Genomic DNA, 23,443 nt, shown 5'->3' on the forward strand with positions numbered 1-23,443 from the left:
TCACCTCAAGGGGAGTTGTCAATATGCCAGACCCGTTGTAAACGCTCCATTTTGTGAACAATTCAATTTTAAGCAATTTAAAATAAGCGGGCGCACCTATTCAGCTGCTCCCTCCATTGTACCGGCCTCTAACGCAGCAGACGCAAACCGTTAAGGATAACGAGAATCGTACTTCCCTCATGCCCGACCACCCCGAACGGCAGCGCAATCCCCTGCACAAAGTTGCTGATCATCAAGGCGGCAATGACCGTTACGGCAAAAATCATATTCTGCTTCACAATCCGCTGCGTCCGGCGCGCCAGGGCAATCGTCCCGGCAATCTCCTCAATGTTGTCATTCATCAGCACCACATCAGCAATCTCCAGGGCAGCCCCGCTGCCCTTCATCCCCATGCCCATGCCAACTGTTGCGGTTGCGAGCGCAGGTGCATCATTCACCCCGTCGCCTACCATGATAACATGACCGTATTGCTCCCGCAGCGCCTTGATGTGTGATACCTTATCTTCCGGCAAAAGCCCGGCGAACACGAGATCTACGCCGCTCTCACCCGCAATGACCCGGGCTGTAGCCTCGCGGTCACCGGTCAGCATCGCTACCTTGATCCCCAGATCATGCAGCTTGCGCACGGCAGCCGCCGCCTGCGGGCGCACAGTGTCCTGCAGGGCAATCATTCCGGCAATGGTCTCTCCGGAAAGGATCAGCGATACCGTTTTGCCTTCCTGTTCCAGCCTGCTGCGCAGAGCCTTCCAATGGTCCGTATCCGCCCCGGCAGCCGCCCCTTCCGCTTCATCCAGCAGATTCGACTTGCCGATCCGCCACAACTGGCCGTCGATGACGCCTTCAATTCCCCAGCCGGTGACCGACTGGCTCTCTTCAATATCCCGCAGTCCGATCTGTTCCGCTTCCGCCAGCGCGACAATGGCCTCTGCCAGCGGATGCCCCGACAGCTTCTCAATAGAGGCGCTCACGGCCAGCAGCTCTTCCCGCACATAGCCTTCTCCGGCGATGAAGTCCGTGACCTGCGGGATGCCTTCCGTCAGGGTACCCGTTTTGTCAAAAGCAACGACCGAGGTCCGTGCCATATTCTCCAGATGTACCCCGCCTTTGAACAGGATGCCTTTGCGGGCGCTCTTGGAGATGGCCGACAGCATGGCGGGCATGATGGAGGATACCAGCGCACACGGGGAAGCCACGACCAGGAAGACCATTGCCTTGTAGAACGTATTGCTCCAGCTCCAGTCCAGCACAAACGGCGGCAAGGTGATCAGCAGGACCGTGGCAGCCACGACAACTCGGGCATATACGGATTCAAGCCGTTTGATAAAACGCTGCGAATCCGGCACTTCGTTCTCCGCCTCTTCCACCATGCGGATGATTTTGGCGAACAGCGTATTCTCGGCCGTCTTCGTCACTTCTATATAGAGGGGGCCTTCTCCATTAACGGTACCGGCGAATACTTCACTGCCGGCAGCTTTGTCTACGGGAAGCGATTCTCCCGTGATGGAGGCCTGATTCACAGATGATTCCCCCCGGCATACCTTGCCATCAGCGGGAATCAGTTCACCCGGACGGATCAGCAGCAGATCTCCGAGCATGAGCTCATCAATCGTTACCTCACTCATCGCCCCCTGCTCAATCCGGACCGCAGTAGCAGGCTTGAGGGCCAGCAGAGCGGAGATGTCCTTTTTGCTGCGCTCCATGGTGTAGCTCTCCAACGCTCCGCTCAGGGCAAAGATGAAAATCAGCATCGCCCCTTCATTCCAGTACCCGATGGAGGCGGCACCCAGCGCTGCAGCGATCATCAGCAGGTTGACATCCAGGTCACGCTCCTTGACCAGCGTCTCCACGCCTTCTTTCGCCTTCATCCAGCCGCCCAGTGTATAAGAGATCACATAGAGGATAACGGATAAGACCTCCGACCAGCCGCTGGTAGCCCAGGCTACGAGCATAATCAGCCCGCTCCCCAGAGCGGCCTGCATTTCGGAGTTGCTGAGCATCGCCAGCGGATCGAAGCGGCGCGGTCCCGGAGTGCGGGGCTGCTGCGCCCCTCCTTGACGCGCTATAGATTTGGGCATTGATTTCGAGGTTGCTTGCATGAACAATCACCTTCCTGAATGGTTTTGGTTAAGCGCACACTTGAGAATGAGAGCCATTATTAACACCCTTAAAATGACACATGCTGCCCCGGCATCGCCGGGACAGCATGTTGAATGGGTATGGTAGTTGAGGATAATGACTGAAAGATAAATGAGAATGATAATCATTGTTGCAATAGAGCAACTATATTTCCTTCGCGCAACTTATAACTATACTATACCACGCCAGGCGTAAAAGTAAACCCGGGGGCAAGCCTGATTTTTGGGAAAGAGGGGGTTGCATCAACCGGCTGTCGTTGAACACTAACAAAAAGTCCCGCCGGGGCGCTGCTAAAGCCGTTAGCGGGACACTTTTTATACACTGCTTATATACTCTGAATCTAACTTAGACACTCTGTCTATACAGAAAGCCTATCGTTATAATATGACCTCCACTTTCACTGATTGTTTGTGCGGATATGCGGGGATGACTGTTCCTTCGAGCCGTTCGCCGTCCACCCGGATTTCTTGGACGCCTGAGCAGACATGGCTGTTGTTCTTCACGGTAATCTCATACTCGCAGCCACGGAACCGCCGGGTGACCGAGAAGCCCTCCCAGGCAGACGGGATGCACGGGTTAATGGACAGTCCGGCCAGCACCGGCTTGATGCCCATAATGTACTGTGTAGCAGCTACATACATCCACGCAGCCGTCCCGGTCAGCCAGGATACATTCGCCAGACCGAAGCGGTCGGACTCCGGCCCGAACAGGTTCGAGGCATAGACATACGGTTCTGCCTTGTAGCGCCAGATTCCGGCTTGCTCCATGGCGATGTTCGGGATCAGCTGGCGGTAATATTTGTACGCCTGATCCCCTCTGCCCAGCATGCACTCCGCAATAATCGCCCAGGTATTGGCGTGGCAGAAGACGGCCCCGTTCTCTCCGGTTCCTTTGTTATAGTTGGTTAGCGGATCGGCGGGATCGGGGAAGGTGGTGATGGACGGGTGCAGTTTTTTAATGCCCAGCTCTGTATCGAGAATGTCGCGCACACTGTCCATCGCCTTCAGCCCCTTGTCAGGCTCGGCCATCCCGGACAGGGTCGCCCAGGTCTGGGCATTGAGCCAGATCTGGGCCTCCTCATGCTCGGCGGTACCCAGATACCGCCCGTCATCCATCACCGCCCGCCGGAACCACTTCCCGTCCCAGCCCAGCGTGTTCACGAGCGACTTCTGCTCCCCATAGAGCCGGTCATAGTACGCCGCATGCTCCGGGTAACCGGAAGCCGCCGCCAGATCCTTCATACGCAGCAGCACCGTCCCGAACTGCATTGCTGTCCAGATGCTCTCCCCCCTGCCCTCACGGCATACGCGGAAAAGCTGGTCATTCCAGTCCGAGCGCAGCATCAGCGGAAAGCCGTTCGGTCCCAGCCTGGAGACGGTAAAATCAATCGCCCGCTTCAAATGTTCATAGAGCGGCGCTTCACCGCCATCATAGAACGGAATATTTTCCTGAAGGAATGCCGCGTCTCCGGTCTCGGCAAGAATGTCCCAAACGGCCAGCGCCGTCCACAGGTGATCATCCGAATGGATGCTGGTCACCGGGTCCCAACCCTCATTCGGGAAAAAGTAATGATTCACATGCCCGTCCTGATACTGCTGCCCGAGGAGCAGGCGGACTTTATCTTTGGCGGCCTCGGGATCGTATGGTACGACTGCCAGAATATCCTGTGCGGTATCCCGGTAACCTACGCCCCGGAAGGTACCGGTGGCATAGTACGAAATATTGCGCGAGAAAAGGAAATTCCGTTGCGACTGGTACGGATTCCAGGTGTTAAGCATACGCTGCGCATCCTGATCCGGCAGTTCACAATTCCATGCCCCGAGGTAATGCTCCCAGTTCTCCTGAAGCGCCGCGTAGGAACGGGTGACGAAATCCGCCTCCCGCGAATGGTCGATGGCCCGTTCAATCTCAGCCTCGTTCATCGCTGTTCCGAGGAAAAAGTTCACGGTGCGGGTCTCGCCGGGCGCAAGCTTTACCCGGACCTGGAGTGCACCGCAGGGGTCGCCTCCCAGAATGGCCGAGCCGGTGCAGCCCCCCTGCTCAATAGCGGCCGGATTGGATTCACTGCGGTAGCTGCCGATGAATTCTTCACGGTCTCCGTCATACCCGGCGAGCGGTGCATCGGACATCATATAGACGAGCGGAGTTTCGTCCGGCTTGGGCTGATTTTCCACCCCGTATTTGTAGATCAGCGCTTCCTTCTCATGATACTGCACCGACACCTGATGCTTGTTATAGCATTGCCATTGCAGCTCGCGCATGAATTCCATCATCCCAAACTCGGCGTAAGCATACACATTCAGCTCCTTGACCTTGCTGCTATTGTTCGTCAGCGTCAGATTCCAGATCAGGGAATTCTCATAGGGCCCGACAAAATAAACCGTCTTCGCCGCCAGCTCATCCGCCTGCGCTTCAAACCGGGTATAGCCCATGCCATGGCTGCTCCGCCACTCCTGCGGCTTCCGGAAGGCCGGCTCATACGTGGGACACCAGTAGCTGCCTGTTCCGGCATCCTGCAAGTAAATATACGGGCCGGAGCGATCGGTGGGCAGATGGAAGAAACGGTAGCGGGTAATCCGCCAGATCTGCGGAGACTTATAGAATGAAAGTCCGCCGCCCGCATGGGACAGCATGGTATGGAAGGTCCCGTTGGATAGATAGTTCAGCCAAGGGGTCGGCATGTCATGCCGCTTGAACTCCACCTCCCTCGCGTCATCGTTGAAGGCAAAATACTGGTCCAGCTCTGTATCGCGGCCGGGAGGGCCTGCGGGTGGAGTGAGTGATGTGGGTGGTACGGATGATGTAGTTGATGCGGATGGTACCGGTTCATTGGCGTTCATATCGGTCTGCTCCTCTCCATTGGTTCTGCTCACTTGGGCTCCACCTCATCCATTGTCAGGCGGAACTCCAGATCATTCATATATGTGCCGTCTGTATTCAGGAAAACCATGCCGAAGGCGATATCCTCCTGCGCTCCCCGCACGATGGCGATCAGACGGTTGATCCCGCTGGCCAGCGTAATCTCCTGTTCAGGATCTGCCACCAGCCTGCCATTCATATAGATCTCAAAAGCACAGGCCGAGTTCACCCGGAGTCTGCCGGTTCTTATGCCGTCACTGCTCACGCTGTCTGAGGCTGCATCCGCCGTCTCCGGCAGGTGCACGAAGCAGCTCAGGAACAGGGACCGGCCCTCCGGTGCGGGGATGAGGAAGGTTCCGTCCGGGCGCCGTTCTTTTTTCTTCATCCAGCCGTATAGGCCTTCCCCCAAATTGTTCAGGGAGAATTCGGGGTCTGTATAGTAGTCCTTCATCGCCTCGTAGTCGGTATGCGGCGGACAGAACAGTGTCATTGCGGCCTCCACCGCCCACTGCGCATCTCCCTTGTCATGCAGCAGCAGCTCATCGGCGAAAGTTGCTCCGAGATTGCCGAGCAGGCGCGTGTAGAGCCTGAGACTCTTGTCGCTATCCGGGTCGGCGAGCAGCTGCGAGCAGAGGATCTCTCCCGCTCCGGCAGCCTGCCGGATCACAAAAGCTCCCGGGGCAGCCGCCTTCCTGCGGTTCAGCTCGACCAGCGCCAGCCTGCTGTATTCCGCCGTATGCTGCCCGGCGAAATAGTCCTTCCAGGCTGTGCCTTCGACGCTGGTGCACAGCACCTCCGCATCTGGCACCTCCAGCCTGTACCCGGCCAGCTCCCGGTTGACGACATCCCGGGGCGAGAGATGCACCTTGTCGAAGCCGAACAGGTCGACGGGGCTGATGCCTTGCATGGCGGCGTGCGCATAGTCCGCCGCCAGATGATACGTCCCGTGCGGCGCGATGCGCACGGGAGCGTCCAGCAGGCGGGCGAGTGCCTCCTGCCCGCCGGGTTCTGCCGGCAGCACCAGCACGCTGCCGCCGGCCAGGGCTGCCTGGCGGACGGCTTCCGCCGCGCCCGGTGCGCCTAGCAGTGCGGCCTCCACGACGAGGAGGCCGGGGGTCAGGCCGGACAAGCCTGCGGCGCTGTCCAGCCTGTGGCCCTTCAGGCGGAGCTTGCCGAGCAAGGCTGCCGCCGGACTGTCGCTGCGGACCCAGACCGCAGCGGATTGTGCCGCGGCTGGATCGGCTGCTGCGGGCTGCACCGCAGCCGGGGCTGGAGCAGTTACGGCTGCGGTAAGATCGGTGCAAGATGGAACGGTGGCGCATTGCTCCTCTACGACGGACCTGGCGGCGGTGGCAAGATCGGCTGCTGCGGTCTCCGGCGCGGCGGACCGCAGCGCAACAGCCGCCGGACCAGCGGCCGCGTGGACTGCGCGGCCCGCATACTGCAGCAGGCTGCGCAGCAGCAGCTGTGCCTGGGGAACCTGCTGGAGATGATCCATGATCTCCAGTTGATTCGCCAGGAACATGCCCACTCCGCTGCGGTATTCGAGCAGCGGCGACCACAGATCGCCGCCGTCTCCGAAGTCTCCTGCACTGCATTCCAGCAGCAGGGTGAAGTCGCCGGTCACCGGCTTCTCGAACGCCGCCCGGATGATCGGCAGCGGCCCGTCCTCGCGCAGCTCCTCATGCCAGTACATCAGATCCTCCGCGCCTAATCCCCGGAGCACCGGATGCCCGTAATCCCCACTATGTGCGCGGATGAATTCCCGGCGGGTGAGCGGCAGTCTGCCGCAAGAGAGATGAAGCTGCTCCAGCAGCAGCAGCCGGCCGCCCCGCTGCACGAATCCTCTCAGCCTCCGGTCAAGCGACCCATCCTTATCCGCCATTTTGCTGCCGACAATCAGCAGGCTTCCAGCCGCAAGCTTATCTACCGCTTCCGGCTCTGCCCGGACCAGAGCGGGCACCAGCGCGTGAATCGCCTGGAAGTCCCGGTCAGAGCCGATGTATGCTGCGGACAGGGCAATCTCTACCGGCTCGGTCCGGCAGCTCCCGGACAGCAAGCGGTAGCTTACCTCAAGCTCATGCATCAGCTCGCTGCCATGGAACAGCCGGGCAGACAGAGTGGCTTCTCCTTCACCTAGTGGTGCTCCTACTCCGGCCCCCTCTCCTCCTTTTGCCCCTTTTCCTACTCCTGCCCCATCTTGTACTGATGTCCCATCTCCTGCTGCTACCTTATCTCCTACTGCTACCCCAGCTCCTTCGCCATGGACTGCCTCCGGCATCCACTCCAGCCGGATGCTCCGGCGCTGAGCAGGCTCATGACGGAAGCGGAAGGTCTCGCTGTGTACGCTGCGCCCGCCCTGCATGACTTCACATTCCACCGTTACTTCCTGCGTGGACAGTGTATCGTTATAGACATCGAAGCTGCGGGAGACCGGCGCATCATCGAAGAAGCAGCGGTTGTATTCGGCGGCAATCAGCGTTACCGGCTTGAAGGCCGCGGCCATAATGGCAAAAGCCGGATTAGGCCTGTAAACCGGATACGCCTCCGGCAGCAGCCCGTTATTCAGCGAAAGCGAGTAGGCAGGAATCACAGCAGGCTTGGGGCCGGGTGTGGTCAGATCAGCCTGCGGCAGCTTCAGCTCCTGCTCCGGCATCGCCCGCATGAAGTAATGGACAAAGTTAAAGGTAGAGATGCCTGAGACGCCCTGCCGCCGTGCATATTCCACGAACAGCCGCTCCTTATGGGCCAGACCGGCAGCACTCGCGTCCGATTCCTTATATACATCCATTCCCGAGTACATGCTGCTGTTCTGCGGACAGATGTACCACCAGCCGCCATGCTCGCCGAAGGTGAGCGGAACCTGCCGATCCCACTGCGCGATCGTGCCGTCAATATTGTAATGGCGGCTCTCCACCTCGGTCTGCTGCCTGGAGACCAGGCGGTTATCTCCTTCTACCATGACCGGACGGGTATCATCCAGCGCCTTCATCAGCTCAATCAGGCCGGGGATATGCTGCTTGTATTCATCGCGTCCATCCACCCAACGCATCTCGTTCTGCACACTCCATAGGATGACCGAAGGGTGATTCTTGTCCCGCTGCACCAGCCGCTGCACATGCGCGCGGCAATTGCCGATGAAATCGGGATGGGCGGCATCCATGCTTTTGCTGGAGCCGTAGATAGCCGTCTCATCGACAATCAGCATCCCCTCCTCATCGGCAATCCGCAGATAGTCGGACGGATACGGCTGTGCGTGGAGCCGGATGCTGTTAATGCCCGCCTGCCGGCACATCCGGTACCAGTTACGGATATAGTCCTCTGTCTGCTGGGCCGCACCCTGAAAATGCCAAGAGTCCCCCCGCAGATTAACGGGAATCCCGTTCAGCATAAACTGCGGCCCTTCGCACCAGAACTCCCGGAAGCCGAAGGTCTCGCTCCGGCGGTCCAGAACGACATCGCCCGATTGAAGCACTAGCTCCAGCTCATACAGGACAGGGGAATCCGGACTCCACAGCATGGCCTCCTGCCAGGGCAGGCTGAATGCCGCTCCTCCCCACTCCCGGCTGCCGGTATTTCTGCATAACTGCCGTCCGGCCGCAGCTTCCGCAGGGCGAAGCGCTACTGCGGCTTCCGCTTCAAGTATGGGCAGCGGACGGGCGGCCGCCAGCTTCTGCGACAGATGGGGCGGCTCTGTCCGTGCGGCCGGAACGCCGGACGTTCGCTCCCTGACCTGCAAAAGCACCCGCAGTCCTTCGGACAAGGGACCGTCTTCTGTGCCGCTTATCAGGGCATCCACTTCCAGCCTTCCCTGCCGGACAGAGGTGCGGATCGTAAGATCCTCCAGCGATACCGGCGGACAGGCCTCCAGGAAGACATCCTGCCAGATGCCCCGGGCGATTCTGCCGAACCAGGAGCCGGAGAGTCCGGTGATTTTGGTCTCCCCGGAGGGAAGCACGGCCGTGTCGAAGCTGCCGCAGACCACGTGCAGCTGCTGCTCCCGGCCGGGCTTCACTAGCCCGGTGATATCCAGCCGCAAGGGCAGGAAGCCGTCCTCCCAGAGCGCAATCCGCTCGCGGTCCAGATAGATTGCCGCTTTTTGCATAATACCATCGAACCGAAGTACGACCCGCTGCTCCAGCATTGTCTCCGGCACCTGAAAGCTGCGGTGAAGCACCCCGGCTTCGGCTGCATTCCATTCCTCCGGGTAGCTGTACACATCGAAAGGCTGAAAATTATGGTCGGCGACTTCGCCGAATTTGCTGCCCGAAGGCGCAGTATAGCTGTAGCGCCAGCTTGAGGGAACCTGTATTTTGCGGGCCTCGTATTGCAGTCTCTCCGGAAGCGCGCGGCTGCGCGGCTGGTCATAGAGCGGCATGAAATCCCACTCACCATTGAGACATATGGATGTACGTAGCATAATCATTCTCCTTTTTCCGCATAGGGGCGGGGGATGGTTAGGACGAGCGTAAGCTTTTTCCAAATGGCCTGATCCGGCTGCATCTCACTCCATTTCCTGAAATGCGGGTCCATCACCTCACCCCAGTTCTCCGGCCGGAGATTCGTGGTAAGCTTCCCGGCGTACGGGGCAGGCTCCACCGTTGCAGGCAGCTCAGAATAAAAAAACAGCAGGTTCTCATGCAGCCCGATAATCCCATATTTGTCGCCGTCCCCCGGATGCTCCTCCTGATACTGATAATGGTGATACACATAGCTTGCGACCTGCTCCGGCTTCAGCGCCGCCACTCTTCCGTAGGGGATTCCCGCCGCATGACTGCGCTTCCAATGCTCTGCGGAGACCGGCTGCTGATAATGGAAAATATCCATCATAGGCACCCACAACCGGGGCTGCTCCCCTCCCGGCCATTCCTTGAGAATCTCTGCAGTCCCCTGAAACAGCTGATCCGGCTCCACCTCCCGGCGGGTGCACTCATAGTACAGAAACAGCTCCTTGCCATCCTGAAAAATACTAAGCCGTCCCAGGCCCAGCCTGTCCATGCATTCATTCAGCAGCCCGGTCTGTGCCTCCCAGAACGCTGATGGATTAGTAGCCTCCCTGCACTCGGCTCTATATAAACAACGCTGCATCGTGTCCCTCCAGCCTTATGTCATCTACCCTTCTAGAGTAACGTATCCGGCGGGCCGATTCCTTGACGATCATGCCCTTCTTTAGCATAATAACGACATGCAAAAATGCAGCTATACGTGCACATGATGCGGCAACCGAATCCGGGCTTACTGTCAGCGCTGTGCAGACCACCCGCCGATGTTTCAGAATAAAGGAGAATCTTGTTCCGGGAGAAAATAAGATGCTGATCGAGGCCTGCCAACGCCGGCACTGGGGGGGACATATACACTTGACTCTTGCGCCAACAGTGCTATTCCAGTAAATACGGTGTATTTATCCCTTCATCCGTGCGCCAACGGTAGATTTACGGAAATGTAGTGTATTTATACCCTTCATCATTGAGCTCGCACGCAGGCACATGAACCAATGTATGCGGAAAACAGCATACATTCAGCTCGCACGCAGGCACGTGAACCAATGTATGCGGAAAACAGCATACATTCAGCTCGCACGCAGACACGTGAACCAATGTATGCGGAAATCAGCATACATTCAGCTCGCACGCAGGCACGTGGACCAAATGTATGCGGAAAACAGCATACATTCAGCTCGCACGCAGGCACATGGACCAAATGTATGCGGAAAACAGCATACATTTAGCTCGCACGCAGACACGTGAACCAATGTATGCGGAAATCAGCATACATTCAGCTCGCACGCAGACACGTGAACCAATGTATGCGGAAATCAGCATACATTCAGCTCGCACGCAGGCACATGGACCCAATGTATGCGGAAATCAGCATACATGCGCCAACGGTGAATTTGCGAAAATGTGGTGTGTTTATGCACTTCATTCGTGCGCCGATGTTATTTTCCAGAATGGCAGCGACTCAGCAGCAAGCAGACGAACAAGACGGCCGGAAACCCCGGCCGTCTTGTTACACACCTATACCCCCGTAGCTTCGCCAACTATAACCGGCTAATCGCTGTGCGCCCCGCTCACATCACATGGCCACATGAGCCTAACTCTCCCCATCACCCTCACTATCACCACCATGCAGGGGACTGCCCTGGGCTTTGCGGTATTCGCCGGGTGTGATGCCTTCGAGCTTCTTGAAGACGCGGATGAAGGACATGGGGTACAGATACCCCACGCGCTCCGCGATGCGCTGCACCGGATCGGAGGTTCCGGTCAGCAGGCGCTTGGCCTCCTCCATACGCAGGCGGGCCAGATAATCGACGAAGTTCTCGCCGATCTCCTCCTTGAAGATCCGGCTTACCGTCTTGGTGTTCATGGCGAAGCTGTCGGCAACATGGGTCAGGGAGAAGTCGGGATCAGCGTAATTACAGGCGATGTATTCGCGCACCTTATTGGCAAGCGTATACTGCTCACGGTTCATCCGCAGGCTGCGCAGCGCCTCCTCCATCTCCTCCAGCGAAGAGACCAGTTCTCCATGCAGCTCCTCAATCCATTCAAAAGATTCCGGCGAATGCGGAATTCCCCGCAGCCGCCCGTTGTTCCAGATCCCCTTCATCTCCGGCGGCAGCTCCTGCATCTCCCGGGACAGCCCCGTCTCCAGCAGCCTCAGCAGCCGGACGATATCCTCCTTGGAGTAGTTGCCGCCTGCCAGCAGTGCAAAGATCCGCTCAATCAGCGGCTTCCACTCCGCATTCCCCAGCCGGTAGAGCTGGGGAACAGCGCCGATGGCCTGAACCAGCACATCCATGCCTTCTGCCGGAGGCAGCGGCTTTTCGGCTGGCGCCGCATAGACGCGGCCTGGACCGGCGGTGATTTTGCGCTCCAGCGCCCCCAGGGCCTGGCGGTACGCGACGGATAAGCCGCTGAGACCGGCGGCGGGTCCGCTGAGGCCGAAGGTAGCCGTGAACTTGAGATGCTGCTTCACCCAGGACCGGGCAGACTCGGCAATGAGTAGCGTCTTCTCTGCGATGTCCGCTGTCTCCTCATCCGCAGAGCGGCGGAACAGCAGTCCCAGACGGCCCGGTCCGATCCACTCGGTCCACAGGGAACCCCCTTCCTTCTCGGCAATCTCCTGAATCACACTGCGCAGCGTGAATTTGAACAATGCCTGATCCCGGGCCGAGTAATCTGCAGCAAAAGCCTCATAGAAATCAATCTCGGCAATGCCCACCACCGCACCAGCGAATTCACCGTCCATCCCGATCCGTTTCGCTTCCCGGCTCCAGTTATCCGCCGACATCTGGCCGCTGTTCTCCAGCAGCTCCTTGAATAACTGATTCCGCCTGTGCAGAATCCCCTCGGCCTGCTGCTGCTCATAGCTGTTGGTCTGCTCGATCAGGCTCTCCAGCGCATGGCCGATGAAGGCGAATTCGTCGCCTTCCTTGCTCTGCGGCTTCCAGCCGAAGGCACGGTCCTCCCCGAAGGAGTAGATCCGGCTCATGACCTGCTCAATCGGACGGTAATTCCGGTGGCTGATATACGTCATGGCGGCGATACCGCCGATGATCGCGGCGAACCCCAGGACCGCCCAGACATTGGAGAAGGCAGACAACAGAGAGAAGGCCTTGGCACGCTCCATGCCTACCTGGATCGTCCAGCCGGTATAGGAGGATTTGCGGCTGACTGCCTGACTATGAACCTGCGGCCCGGAGCAGGCCTCTCCCCCGGCAAAAGCGCGTCCCGCCGCATCCTTCAGGCAAATCTCCGTATTCGCCATGTTCATCTCCTGAATCAGCGCCTGCAGCGACTGCTTCCGCACGTTAATGACAATCAGCCCCTGCTCACCGGAGAAATACGGCACCTGCTCCACCAGCGAAATGACTGATTTCCGCTGATCCTCGCCGGAGAACAGCTGCAGCTCACGAATTCCGCTCCAGACCGGACTGCCGGTATTCTTCATGGAAGACTCTATGAAGCTGCGGTCCCCGAAGTCCGGCAGACGCGAGGAGAAATGCTGCATCAGCACCTTGCCGTCAGCCGCACGGTATAAATAGACCGACTCAATCATCGGCAGCGGCGACATGAAATCCAGCAGCACCTCCGTTACCCCGTAATCGCGGTAAGGATCAAGCTTCCCCGGACGGTCAAAATAACTGCCCACCTGATCATCCATCAGCAGGCTTTTGATCGTCATGGTCTCCAGATTGCGCAGGGTAGTATCTACAATCTGCAGCACATTCTCTGCATATACGCCGTTGGCCTTCGCGGTCTGCCTCTCCATCGCTTCATTTAAAGTCACGAAGAACAGAATAATCAGGCAGAACACCACAGCAAACAGGATCGGCAGATAGGAAAGAATCAGTCGGTACAGCCATTTCTTATGCATCGGTGTCATCCCCTGTAAGTCCAGATGTTGGCTATCTTATTAATGATATGGGCTGCGCACCCGGGTTCATAAGCTTATGCTGTCAGTATCCCAGCTCCGTGCTCGCATTGCGGGAGACCAGCCCGAAGTACCCGGCTTCCCCAATGGCCCCGGCGGCGGTGTCCAGATAATTGAATACCTGCACCCCGTTAACCTTCAGGATCAGGCGCACACCCCCGGATTCTTGAAAAGCACCGAGCTGAACCCGTTTGCGCTCCCCGAAGGGCAGGAACGAATTAGGAATCGCCGGTCCGCCCAGGCTGGGCAGGCCCTCGATTGCGCCATAGATCACGGTCCGCACCCCGCTGTTGAAGCGGTGCAGCTCAATGCCCGAGGCTCCAACGACCACCAGATACATGCTGCCGGTGCTGTAGCTCAGCTCCTTGCTCTGATTATTCAGCATCAGGGCATACCAGCTGGAGGAGGCAGGGCTGTCATTGATTGTCATAGTGAAATCCAGCAGCTCATTCTGATATTTGCGGTTCTGGTAGATGATATGGCCGCCGGGTGCCCGCAGGGTCAGCGTGTCCGTCCCGCTCTCCTTCAGCCCGTTGGCCGTTGCCGCTACATACCAGCCGCCTGAGTCCTGCACCTCGCCTTGCAGGGTATGATCGTAGGCACTCTCCTCATTCCATACCTTAACCTCATATTGCCCCTGCGTCACAGTGCCCAAATACTCCGTAGAGAGGGTCAGGGTGGCCGAGCCGGTCTGATGGGCCGTTAACAGGCCGTTCCCGCTGACGCTGACGATGGAAGGATCGCTGCTGGTATAGGTGACCGCATCCAGCTCCTCACGGTTGCCGAACAGCGTCTCGCCATAAGGCTGCAATTGCAGGTCTGCGCCTTCACGGATGTAAGCAACATGGCCGTCGTGCCCCTCCAGAAGAACCGTGGACAGGGTGTCTCCCACGAACACATCCGCACTGAGGGTGCGCAGCATCGAGCCGTTCAGGATGCTCACTACAAGCTTCGTCTGTCCCTGGCTCAGTCCGGTGACCTCACCCCCGCTGCTAACCGAGGCCACTGCCGGATCGAGAATGCTATAGAAGAAGGTGCTCGACGCTGTACCCAGCGGCCGGTCTTTGCCGTCCAGCGCCTGGAGGGATACCTGCCCGCTTGCACCGGCGGCCAGCTTAAGCGGAGCAAGCCTCCAGCGGCTGACCTGCCCTTCTGCGCCAGAGGCGTATTCCGGCTGAAGCCCCGCCTGCTCGATAATGGACAGGGCCGCCTGCGGCCAGGCGGCATCCGGCTGGACCAGATTATTCTGGAACAGCACATTGCGCCCGTTGTTGGTGTATCCGTCTGTTGTCGTATAGTTGTTCACGAAATCCACATCATGGATGGTCGGCACATACGCCATCGCCCAGCGGAGCGGAGAATGCCAGAGCGGAGCGTCCTTCAGATCAATGACGTTATGCTCGAAGCTCCAATAGGCAGACCCTTCATCCGTGTAGAGAACGGCATTGCCGTCCATCTGGTTGCGGATGTAGTTGCCGCTGACCAGGTTTTTACCTTCGGCTGTGGCTCCTGTCGGGCCAAGACTGTAAATGGCGCCTCCGTCACGCAAGCCCATGCCCATGAGGTCATAGATCAGATTATTCTGAATCTTGACGTTCCGGGTGGCAGCATCGAACAGCTTATCCCAGCCGTAGCCGATATGGGTTCCGCTATAAGGCAGATTGTACATCTCATTATGGCTGATATCCATGTCCACCGGATACCCTGCCGATACGGCGGACGCTGATTTATAATCGATGCCGATATCATGAATCACATTGTTCAGCACATCATTATTCTTCATCAGCAGCCGGGGGTCTGCCGGATGATAGATATTGCGGTCTGCCGAATTCGGCTGGCCCACGTTCAGTGCGCTGCCGGAAATATCATAGAAGCGGTTGCCCTCGATCAGGCTGTTCTGAACGCCATTCTGCATCCGTACCGCTGTAATCCCCAGCTTGGTGAACTCGTTGCTGCGGAAATTCACTGTATTCGCCAGCTCCAGCATCACCGCCGCCTCGGTCAGCTCATCGGGGATGGACGGATAACGCAGATGGTTGTTCTGGGAATCGGAGTGTCCCGCAGCCGTGCTGGGCCGGTTCCAGGTGGTATACATAAATTTCAGGCCTGCAAAATTCAGGTTACGCACCGGTTCATCAGCCGATTCGCCGTAGATTGTGGCGAGCTGTTCCAGTACCGGAACCACCACCTCTGCGGTGGAGAGATCCTCCCAGGCACGCGGTTTGTAATACAGCATCCCTTCCTGGCGGTTATAGTACCATTCGCCAGGCTCATCCAGCAGCTCAAAAGCATTCTCGTAATAGACCGGAACCGTAGCTGAGGTTAATCCGCGGTTAAAGACCGCGCTGCGGCCCGGCTCCTGGAGCACAATCTGCGCTTGGCTGCCTGAAGAAGCGATAGACGCTACTTTAATTCGGGAATTCGTCCACAGCTCATTGTATACAAGCTCCAGATCATCGGTGTTACCCCATCCGGCCAGCTCCGGGTTATCGGATGTATAGCCGGTGGCCGTCTTGACCGGATTAACCAGTCCTGCCGTACTGCGGGCCCGGACCGCGCGGATGCCATCGACGAATAACTGCCGGGTCTGAAGGCTGGTCCCTACGTTAGCTCTGTAGATTCCCTTGACACTGTCAAAGACTCCCCAGTCCGTGACGGGCCGTCCGCCGCTGATGGCTGCCTGCTCCCCGGGGTAACTGCGGTAAGTAACAAAATACCCGTTCGTCCCGGAATCCTCAGGTGTAAACGCCAGCGGCTCCGTGAGCGTATAGGTACCTCCCCTCAGATTCACTACGATATCCGCGTCCATATCGTCATTCAGCAGGCGAACAGCCTCCTGCGCCCGGGTAATCGTCTGGAAGGGCGCCGCTTCCGTGCCGTTATTACTGTCGTTCCCGCCAGGAGCGACATACAGCTCCTGACCAGTCGTTCTTCCGGTGATGGTGACACCCGTCTCGGCGCGGACGCTTCCGGTCTCATCCGTGACGAACACGGTTGTCGTTCCGGCGCTGACGCCCGTCAATTCCCCGTAGCGGTCAATGACGGCAATGCTCTCGTCCTCCGTTCCCCACCGGATGCCTGTGTCTGTATTATCTTCGGGCGTTACCGCTGCCTGGAGCAGCACCCGTGAGCCCACGGGAACGGCCCGCGCCAGCGGAGCCAGCACGATCTCCGTGACCGGAGCTTCGTAGACGGCAACTGTCGCAGTGACAGCCGGAAGCCCCTCATTCGGCTGGGCCGTCACCACGGTGGTTCCCTGACGGATGCCTGTGACCAGGCCGTTGCCATCCACTGTGGCGATCTCCCCGTTGCCGGCAGACCAGACAGCCGTCTGATCGGTAGCATCTGCAGGTGTGAACTGGAGAGGTAAGGACAGCTTATCGCCTCTTCGCAGACTGTAGCTTTGCTGGGAAAAGGCCGCACTGAGCGCCTGTTTGTATCCGCTTACAATAAAATCGTCAAAGCCGATCTTGCCTATGCTGTCTTTATAGAACCCCATATAAAAGGAGGTTAAAGCCCCTCCCTCGGCCATCGGCTCCTTCGTCAGCAGACGGTTGCCGTCAATAGACAGATCGAAGGTGTGGCCGCCGCCGTCAAGCGACAGGCGCACCTCATGCCATACGCCTGCCGATACCGGCAGTACGGAGGTCCAGGAGCCGGCCCCTTTTTTCATATAGCTGAATGCCCCGTTGTTAATGGCGAACTTCACCAGCGGCACGGAACCGCTCTGCGGGGTGGGCAGGTAGATCACGGCTCCAGTCTGCTCGGCTCTGAACGAATAGCTGAACATGCTTCTGTACGTCACATCTGTAACGGATCTGCTGATGCTGTAGCTGCTGGCGAGCTTGCTGGTCTGCTGGAGCTCCAGCAGCTTGCCGGGATACCCCTCCCACGCCTGCACCCCCACACTCACTCCCTGGGGAGGTGTCTTGATCGTCCATCCGGCCGGCTTCGCACCGATGCTATACGTCTCAAAGGTCTCTTCCAGCCTGTAATCACTGTCTGCCCGGGCCACAGAACCAAGGTCTGCCGGAAGCAGACCCATCAGCAGAACCAAAATGATAGCGTATACAAAGAACGGTTTCCGACTTGATTTTCTCATAATAGCCACCTTTCCGTAGGGAAGCAAGTATAGTGTTCCGGTAGAGCATCCGAAGTTAAGCAGTGAATTCATTCCATAGATGCAGCCCATAGATACGGAAGTAATTAAATGCGGCCTCTATGGAGTTGCGTTCGACGCGAACATTCAGCGATAGTTGTACTTTGTACATTTAAAAACGGTGAACAGGCAGGATTTCGTCTTCTAACTGCAGTCTGTACAACTAAATTCACCCAAATGGGTGAGAAGCGGGGTATAGGGGGATTTTAGTTGTACGAAATACAGCTAAACGTATATTCGGCGGTACATTGGGCGATTTACTTGTACAAAGTGCAATTAAGTATGGTGCTCCCGCCCCCGTTTCCGCTTGCATCTCAATCGGGGCACGGCAAACCTTGCCGCTTGAACCGCGTGGTTAAGGGGCGTATGGATCAACGGTGAGCTGAACCGGGGGCTGGTCGCCCGCAGTCAGCACAATGCTGCGTATAGAGGCCCACGGCTCGCGCGGCACCTCCCGGTCATCCCTCACCGTATCCTCAATCGTCACCGTATCGAGCAACCTCTGGATATCCGCTGACTCCGCTGCTTCGTCCAGACATACCACCGCCCAGCCCGCTTCCAGGCGGGGCAGTGCCAGCATCGTGCTGCTGCCGGAGTAGAGAATCTGGCGGAGCCTGATCCGTCCTTCCTCCCGCACCACCGTAACAGGCAGTACGGCGTGAGCTTCCGCCTTGGAGTCCAGGCCGCTGAGCGCCGTGACCGCTACCGCGCAGCCCGGGTAACGCATCACCAGCCATTCCCTGTCCCCGGCAGTATTCACTACAGCTTCCACCTCGCCGTCATAGCGGTGGATCAGCCATTCATCGGCAATCTCCGCTGCCCGGTTATGCACCCGGGTCATCGAGCGGACCACCACCAGCGCATTCCCCTGCTGGGCGGAGCGCGTCTCCACCTCCGGGTACAGCGGCTCGGCGAACAATGCGGGCATCAGATAGGCGCTGCGGTACTCCTCCGCCGGATGCGTCCGCACGGCTGTGGAATCATCCACATACCAGCGCAGATAGGACACCTGCTGATCCCGCACGCTGAAGCTGACCGGGAAGCTCTGCCAGCCCAGCCCCCAGGACGGATGCTGGTAGCTGCCCGGCATCACCGGGAAACGGTTGATGCTGCCCAGCCGGGTATGCTGCCCGATCCAGGTATAGGAACGCGAGGCATCGAAGATCCGCTCCTCACGAATCCGCGGGACCGGCAGCGCAGCCGGGGCGTTCTCCCGGGGCTGCAAATCTGCCGCAAACAGCAGGAACCCCGCCATATCGTTAAGGGAAAAGGTCTGCTCCGCCAGAGCGCTGACCCCGGTCACACCGGCAATCGTCCACAGCAGGCTCTGCCGCCAAGTCTCTCCCCGGAAGTTATAACTGCGGATCGAGGGAACGAATTCCTCTCCGTCATGGAAGAGGAGCAGCCCCTTCAGAGCATCCATCTGCACAGACAGCCGCCCGGCCAGCTCACGGTCATGCTCCTTCAGCACAGAACCGGCAATTCTCAGCGCGTTCATCATCACCCCTTGATAGACAAGGCTGATATTCTCTCCCCAGCCCCAGCCCCGGCGGACCGTATATTCCTCCCACCGCTTGAAATAGGCAGTTGCCGTCTGGAGATACTCAGGTTCTCCGAGGAAGTGGGCCACCGCCAGCAGCATTGCCCCGTCACTCATCGTCTTGTTCGGGTAGAACAGCTCCGGTGTCCGGCATTCCTTGGAGAACCAGGCAGCCGCATGCCGGAACATGCGCTGCATAATCTCCAGATGGCTGGCCGGGAAGACGCCGGGACTGCTGAAGCGCACCGCCACCAGCGGCATGAGGATGAAGAAGGCCGCATTGGAATCCTGGATCACGCTTTCCTCCCGGTACCAGAGGAAGCCTCCGTAATCCGGGTGCTCCGGGTCAGTGAATTGCAGCGCGGCAATCGCTTCGAGCATCTCCAGCCCTGCCGCTTCATCCAGCTCTCCCAGCAAGGTGCCGTAAGCATAAAATCCGGCCGAGAACCGGGCCTCATGGCAATACGCCAGCTGTGAGACCTGCCGGGTATGTCCGGGCCAGTTATAGCGCACCAGCCCTTCTTCCACCACAATATTCTCCGTGGCCGCCGCCCAGCTCTGCTCCAAAATGGCTCTAACCCCATTGTTCAACTCTGCTCGCCCCCTAAGCTGTGACTCCATTTATTCAGCCGCATCCAGCTGCTTGCCCATCTCATAAATATCCTTCAGCATGATGGCATCCGCTTTATTGTCCTGATACCAGGCTGCGTAGAACTCATCGACCTTGGGTCCGCCCGCCTTCTCCCAGATGCCCTTGGCCTCCGCAATGAACTGGTCCACCGAAGCCGGATCGGAATTCACGATGGCCTGCATGGCCCGGTCGAGAATCGTTTTATTCGCATTGGTGTTGATCTGGGTCAGCTCCTGAGGCAGCAGCGGCAGGAAGGCCTTCTGCGTAATGCCGACAATCGGACGGTCAGGGTTCAAATACAGCTTCTCGGCCATTTCATAGATTGCGATAAAATCCTGCTCCGCCGGTGTAGGGTTCACCTTGTTCTTCAGCCCGTAATTCTTGCCAATAAGCGGGGTGAGCATTCCCATATCGCGGTTATACTCCAGCTCCTTCTTGTTCTTCTCCGGGTCGATCACCTCGGCACGGCCATCGGCGGTTTTCTTGTAATGGACCCCTTCGATCCCGTTCTGGATCGTGGTGGTATAGGTCTCTGTCACCATGAAATCAATCATTTTCATGACGGACTCAGGGTCCTTGGCCGCTGCATTCACCATACCGGTCATCTGGATCGGTGAGGTCAGCGTCGGGCTGAACTGGCCGAATTCCGTCGTTGGCAGGGCAATCGGAATCACCTCGGCCTCCGGGGAGTTCTTCTTAAGTGTCTCATAGGTGCTGACATCGGCCCCGTTACCGCCGTAAATGCCCAGCTTGCCGGAGATCCAGTCCTGCTTCTGCTTCTCGCCGTTCTTATCGGTCACGAAGTCCTTATCCACCACCCCGGCCGCATACAGCGCCTTCTGGAAAGAAACTGCTGCCTTAATTCGATCCCAGTCATGCACCACCTGGTCATTCTCCAGTACCCATGGGTACTGGTCTTCGCCGAACAGCGTGAACCCGGTGCCGAACATGTTGTTCAAAATAATACCGGCCACGAAGCTGAGCCCGGTTCCATACGTATCCGCTTTGCCGTTGCCGTCCGGGTCCTGCTCTGTGAAGGCCTTCGCGACCTTCAGCAGCTCCTCCGGTGTGGTGGGCACCTGCAGATTCAGCTTCTTCAGCCAGTCGTTGCGGATAAACAGATAATGCTGCGGGCCGAACTGGATCGGACGCCCCACCGTATACAGCTTGCCGTCTGCCATGGTGCCTGCCTTGCGCAGCGCCGGATACTTCTCCAGCATTGCCTTATATTCTGTACTGCTTTTCTCAATCAGGTCATCCAGCGGCAGAAGCTGCTTCTGGTTATAGAGCTGCCCCTGGTAAGCGGTATCAAATTCAAAGATCAGATCGGGGGCGGATTTCGAGGCGAACAGCACGTTGAACTTTTGCAGGGATTCGAAGCGCGGCACCGTAACGTATTTGACATTCACTGGCCCGTTCTCGTTGACCCATTTCGTCCAGCGGTTGTCGCTCATTGTCCCCTCTTCTGCGGGTACGGAGCCGCGGTCATACAGGGAGACGGTGATGGCCCCGCGCTTCCCGGAGCCCTCTCCCTTGTCTGTGCCCTGCGTGGCGGCATTGCCGCCGCCGCAGCCTGTTACCGCGATTGCGAGCAGCAGGGATGCTGCACCGGCAGCGGTTGTTTTTCTAAGCCGGGGTGAATTGTACATATGATTATGACCCTCCTATAATGGCATTCTGGTACTTGCAGTATGGCGCAGCAGCGGTCAGCCCTTGATGGCCCCGATGGTTACGCCTTTGACAAAATAACGCTGCAGCAGCGGATAGACAATCAGCATCGGAATAACCATGACCATAATCCCCGCAGCCTTGATGCCTTCCGGTGTAATGTTGACCACCTCCTGCGAGTTCATCGTATTCAGCTCCTGCAGGACGGCCTGGCTCTTCACCATCTGCTGGATCAGTACGGTCAGATTGATTTTCTCCGGGCTGTTCATGTAGATCATGACGTTGAAGAAGGAGTTCCAGTAATACACGCCGTAAAAGAGACCGATTGTCGCCAGCACAGGCAGGGACAACGGCAGAATAATGCCCGCCAGCAGCCGCCATTCGCCGGAGCCGTCAATTCTCGCCGCTTCCACCAGCTCCTCCGGGATGTTCTCAAAGAAGGAACGCATAATCATCATATTATACGTGCTGACCAGAGCCGGCAGCCACAGGGCTGCATAGGAATCGACCAGACCGAGACTGCTGACCACGAGATAGGTCGGGATCAGTCCGCCGGTGAACAGCATCGTGAACACAATCGCCAGCGTCAGCGTGCGTCTTCCGTAGAAATCACGGCGGGACAGAGGATACGCGGCGAAAATGGTGAACAGCATACTGGCCGCCACACCGACCAGGGTAATCAGCAGGCTGTTGCCGAAGGCGCGCACCACCGGCGTTCCTTCAAAGAGCATCGTATATGAGCTTAGCGTGAAATCCACCGGCCACAGGGTGACAAAACCGGACAGCACCGCATCCTTGCCGCTGAGTGACAGAGAAGCCAGATGGAGCAGCGGCAGCAGACACAGAATGCCTGCCAGGGTCAGGAGCAGATAATTGAAGCTATAGAATACTTTTTCACCGTTTGTACTTTGCATAGTGTCCCTCCTGTTACCACAAGCCTTTATTGAAGCGCCGGGCAATGGCGTTGGAGATCAGCACCAGAGTCAGCGCAACCAGGGAATCGAACATCCCCAGAGCAGCCGTCAGGCTGAACTGTCCGCCTTGCAGTCCAATCGCGTAGATGTAGGTGCTGATGACCTCGGAGATCCCCGATACAATCGAATTCTGCAGCACGTAGACATGGTCGAAGCCCACCTCCATCACCCGTCCCATGGCCAGAATCAGCATAATGACGATGGTCGGACTGATCCCGGGCAGCGTGATATGGCGGATCTGCTTCCATTTGCCTGCTCCGTCCATACTCGCCGCCTCATAGAGACTGGGGTCGATGGAGGTCAGCGCAGCCAGATAGATAATTGCATTGAAGCCCGCATCCTTCCAGATTCCCGAGCCGAGGAAGATCGAGACCCAGGACCACTCCTTGAACAGGAAGGGAAAAGCCTGGCCGGTCAGCTTCTCAACTACCGCATTGGCTACCCCGGTCTGGGCAAAGATCGTTACTACCAGCCCGCCGACAATGACCCAGGAGAAAAAGTACGGCAGGTAGACGAGGGTCTGGACTGATTTTTTGAACCACTTGTTCCTGACTTCATTCAGCATAATCGCCAGGGCTATCGGGAACGGAAAGCTGACCAGCACGGATAATATACTGAGCACAAGCGTATTGCGGATAATCTGCACCGACTGTGCCTGGGTGAATAGATTGGTGAAATTGTCCATGCCGACCCACTGGCTGCCCCATACCCCTTCATAGAAGGTATAGTTCTTGAAGGCGATAACCAGCCCCAGCATGGGGGTGTATTTGAAAATCATATAAAATGCGATAACCGGAACGAACATGACCCACAGGGGAACATTGTTCTTGAACCGCCGGGTCTGCCAGAAGCGCTTACGGCTGCTTCCGCTCTGCCGTGAAGTGTCCAGCCGCAGCACCGCTTTACTGCTTGTATTCGCTTTCATTTTCGGTGCCTCCTTTCGCTTGCATGTTGTGCGTGATCCTGCTCGTGCGTGATTAAGTCTTGCGATGGAGCTGAAATGGCCGATTTCATGTCCTCACCATAGCCGCTTCAGCGGGTTA

The 23,443-nt window shown here is 57.9% G+C and carries 10 protein-coding genes; all 10 read right to left on the reverse strand.

What is annotated here, in order from left to right; genetic code table 11:
* Positions 1-128: 128 nt before the first annotated feature.
* Entirely contained in the window at positions 129-2,096 is a 1,968-nt protein-coding gene (locus NST26_RS28335) for a heavy metal translocating P-type ATPase (protein ID WP_339311620.1), read from the reverse strand.
* A gap of 417 nt (positions 2,097-2,513) precedes the next feature.
* On the reverse strand, positions 2,514-5,009 hold the full coding sequence (locus tag NST26_RS28340; RefSeq protein WP_339311621.1) for a GH36-type glycosyl hydrolase domain-containing protein: 2,496 nt from the start codon (positions 5,007-5,009) through the stop codon (positions 2,514-2,516).
* Entirely contained in the window at positions 5,006-9,415 is a 4,410-nt protein-coding gene (locus NST26_RS28345; RefSeq protein ID WP_339311622.1) for a glycoside hydrolase family 2 protein, read from the reverse strand. Before NST26_RS28345 ends, NST26_RS28340 begins: the two co-directional genes overlap by 4 nt.
* A 2-nt stretch (positions 9,416-9,417) precedes the next feature.
* On the reverse strand, positions 9,418-10,083 hold the full coding sequence (locus NST26_RS28350) for a hypothetical protein (protein ID WP_339311623.1): 666 nt from the start codon (positions 10,081-10,083) through the stop codon (positions 9,418-9,420).
* A gap of 1,005 nt (positions 10,084-11,088) precedes the next feature.
* On the reverse strand, positions 11,089-13,371 hold the full coding sequence (locus NST26_RS28355; protein WP_339251355.1) for a helix-turn-helix domain-containing protein: 2,283 nt from the start codon (positions 13,369-13,371) through the stop codon (positions 11,089-11,091).
* An 82-nt stretch (positions 13,372-13,453) separates the two neighbouring features.
* Positions 13,454-17,530 (reverse strand): Ig-like domain-containing protein, encoded by a 4,077-nt coding sequence (locus NST26_RS28360; RefSeq protein WP_340980379.1) that lies wholly within the window; start codon positions 17,528-17,530, stop codon positions 13,454-13,456.
* A 412-nt stretch (positions 17,531-17,942) separates the two neighbouring features.
* Entirely contained in the window at positions 17,943-19,718 is a 1,776-nt protein-coding gene (locus tag NST26_RS28365) for a hypothetical protein (protein WP_340980381.1), read from the reverse strand.
* A 30-nt stretch (positions 19,719-19,748) separates the two neighbouring features.
* Complete coding sequence (locus NST26_RS28370; protein WP_340980383.1) at positions 19,749-21,407, reverse strand: extracellular solute-binding protein; 1,659 nt, start codon at positions 21,405-21,407, stop codon at positions 19,749-19,751.
* A 57-nt stretch (positions 21,408-21,464) separates the two neighbouring features.
* A complete protein-coding gene (locus NST26_RS28375; protein ID WP_209991818.1) occupies positions 21,465-22,340 on the reverse strand; it encodes a carbohydrate ABC transporter permease in 876 nt (291 codons plus the stop codon).
* A 13-nt stretch (positions 22,341-22,353) separates the two neighbouring features.
* Positions 22,354-23,325, reverse strand: coding sequence for an ABC transporter permease (locus NST26_RS28380; protein WP_340980386.1), 972 nt, complete (start codon positions 23,323-23,325; stop codon positions 22,354-22,356).
* Positions 23,326-23,443: the final 118 nt, after the last annotated feature.

Origin of the sequence: Paenibacillus sp. FSL R7-0128, from assembly GCF_038002245.1 — a bacterium.
Taxonomy (GTDB): Bacteria; Bacillota; Bacilli; order Paenibacillales; family Paenibacillaceae; genus Paenibacillus_AQ; species Paenibacillus_AQ silagei.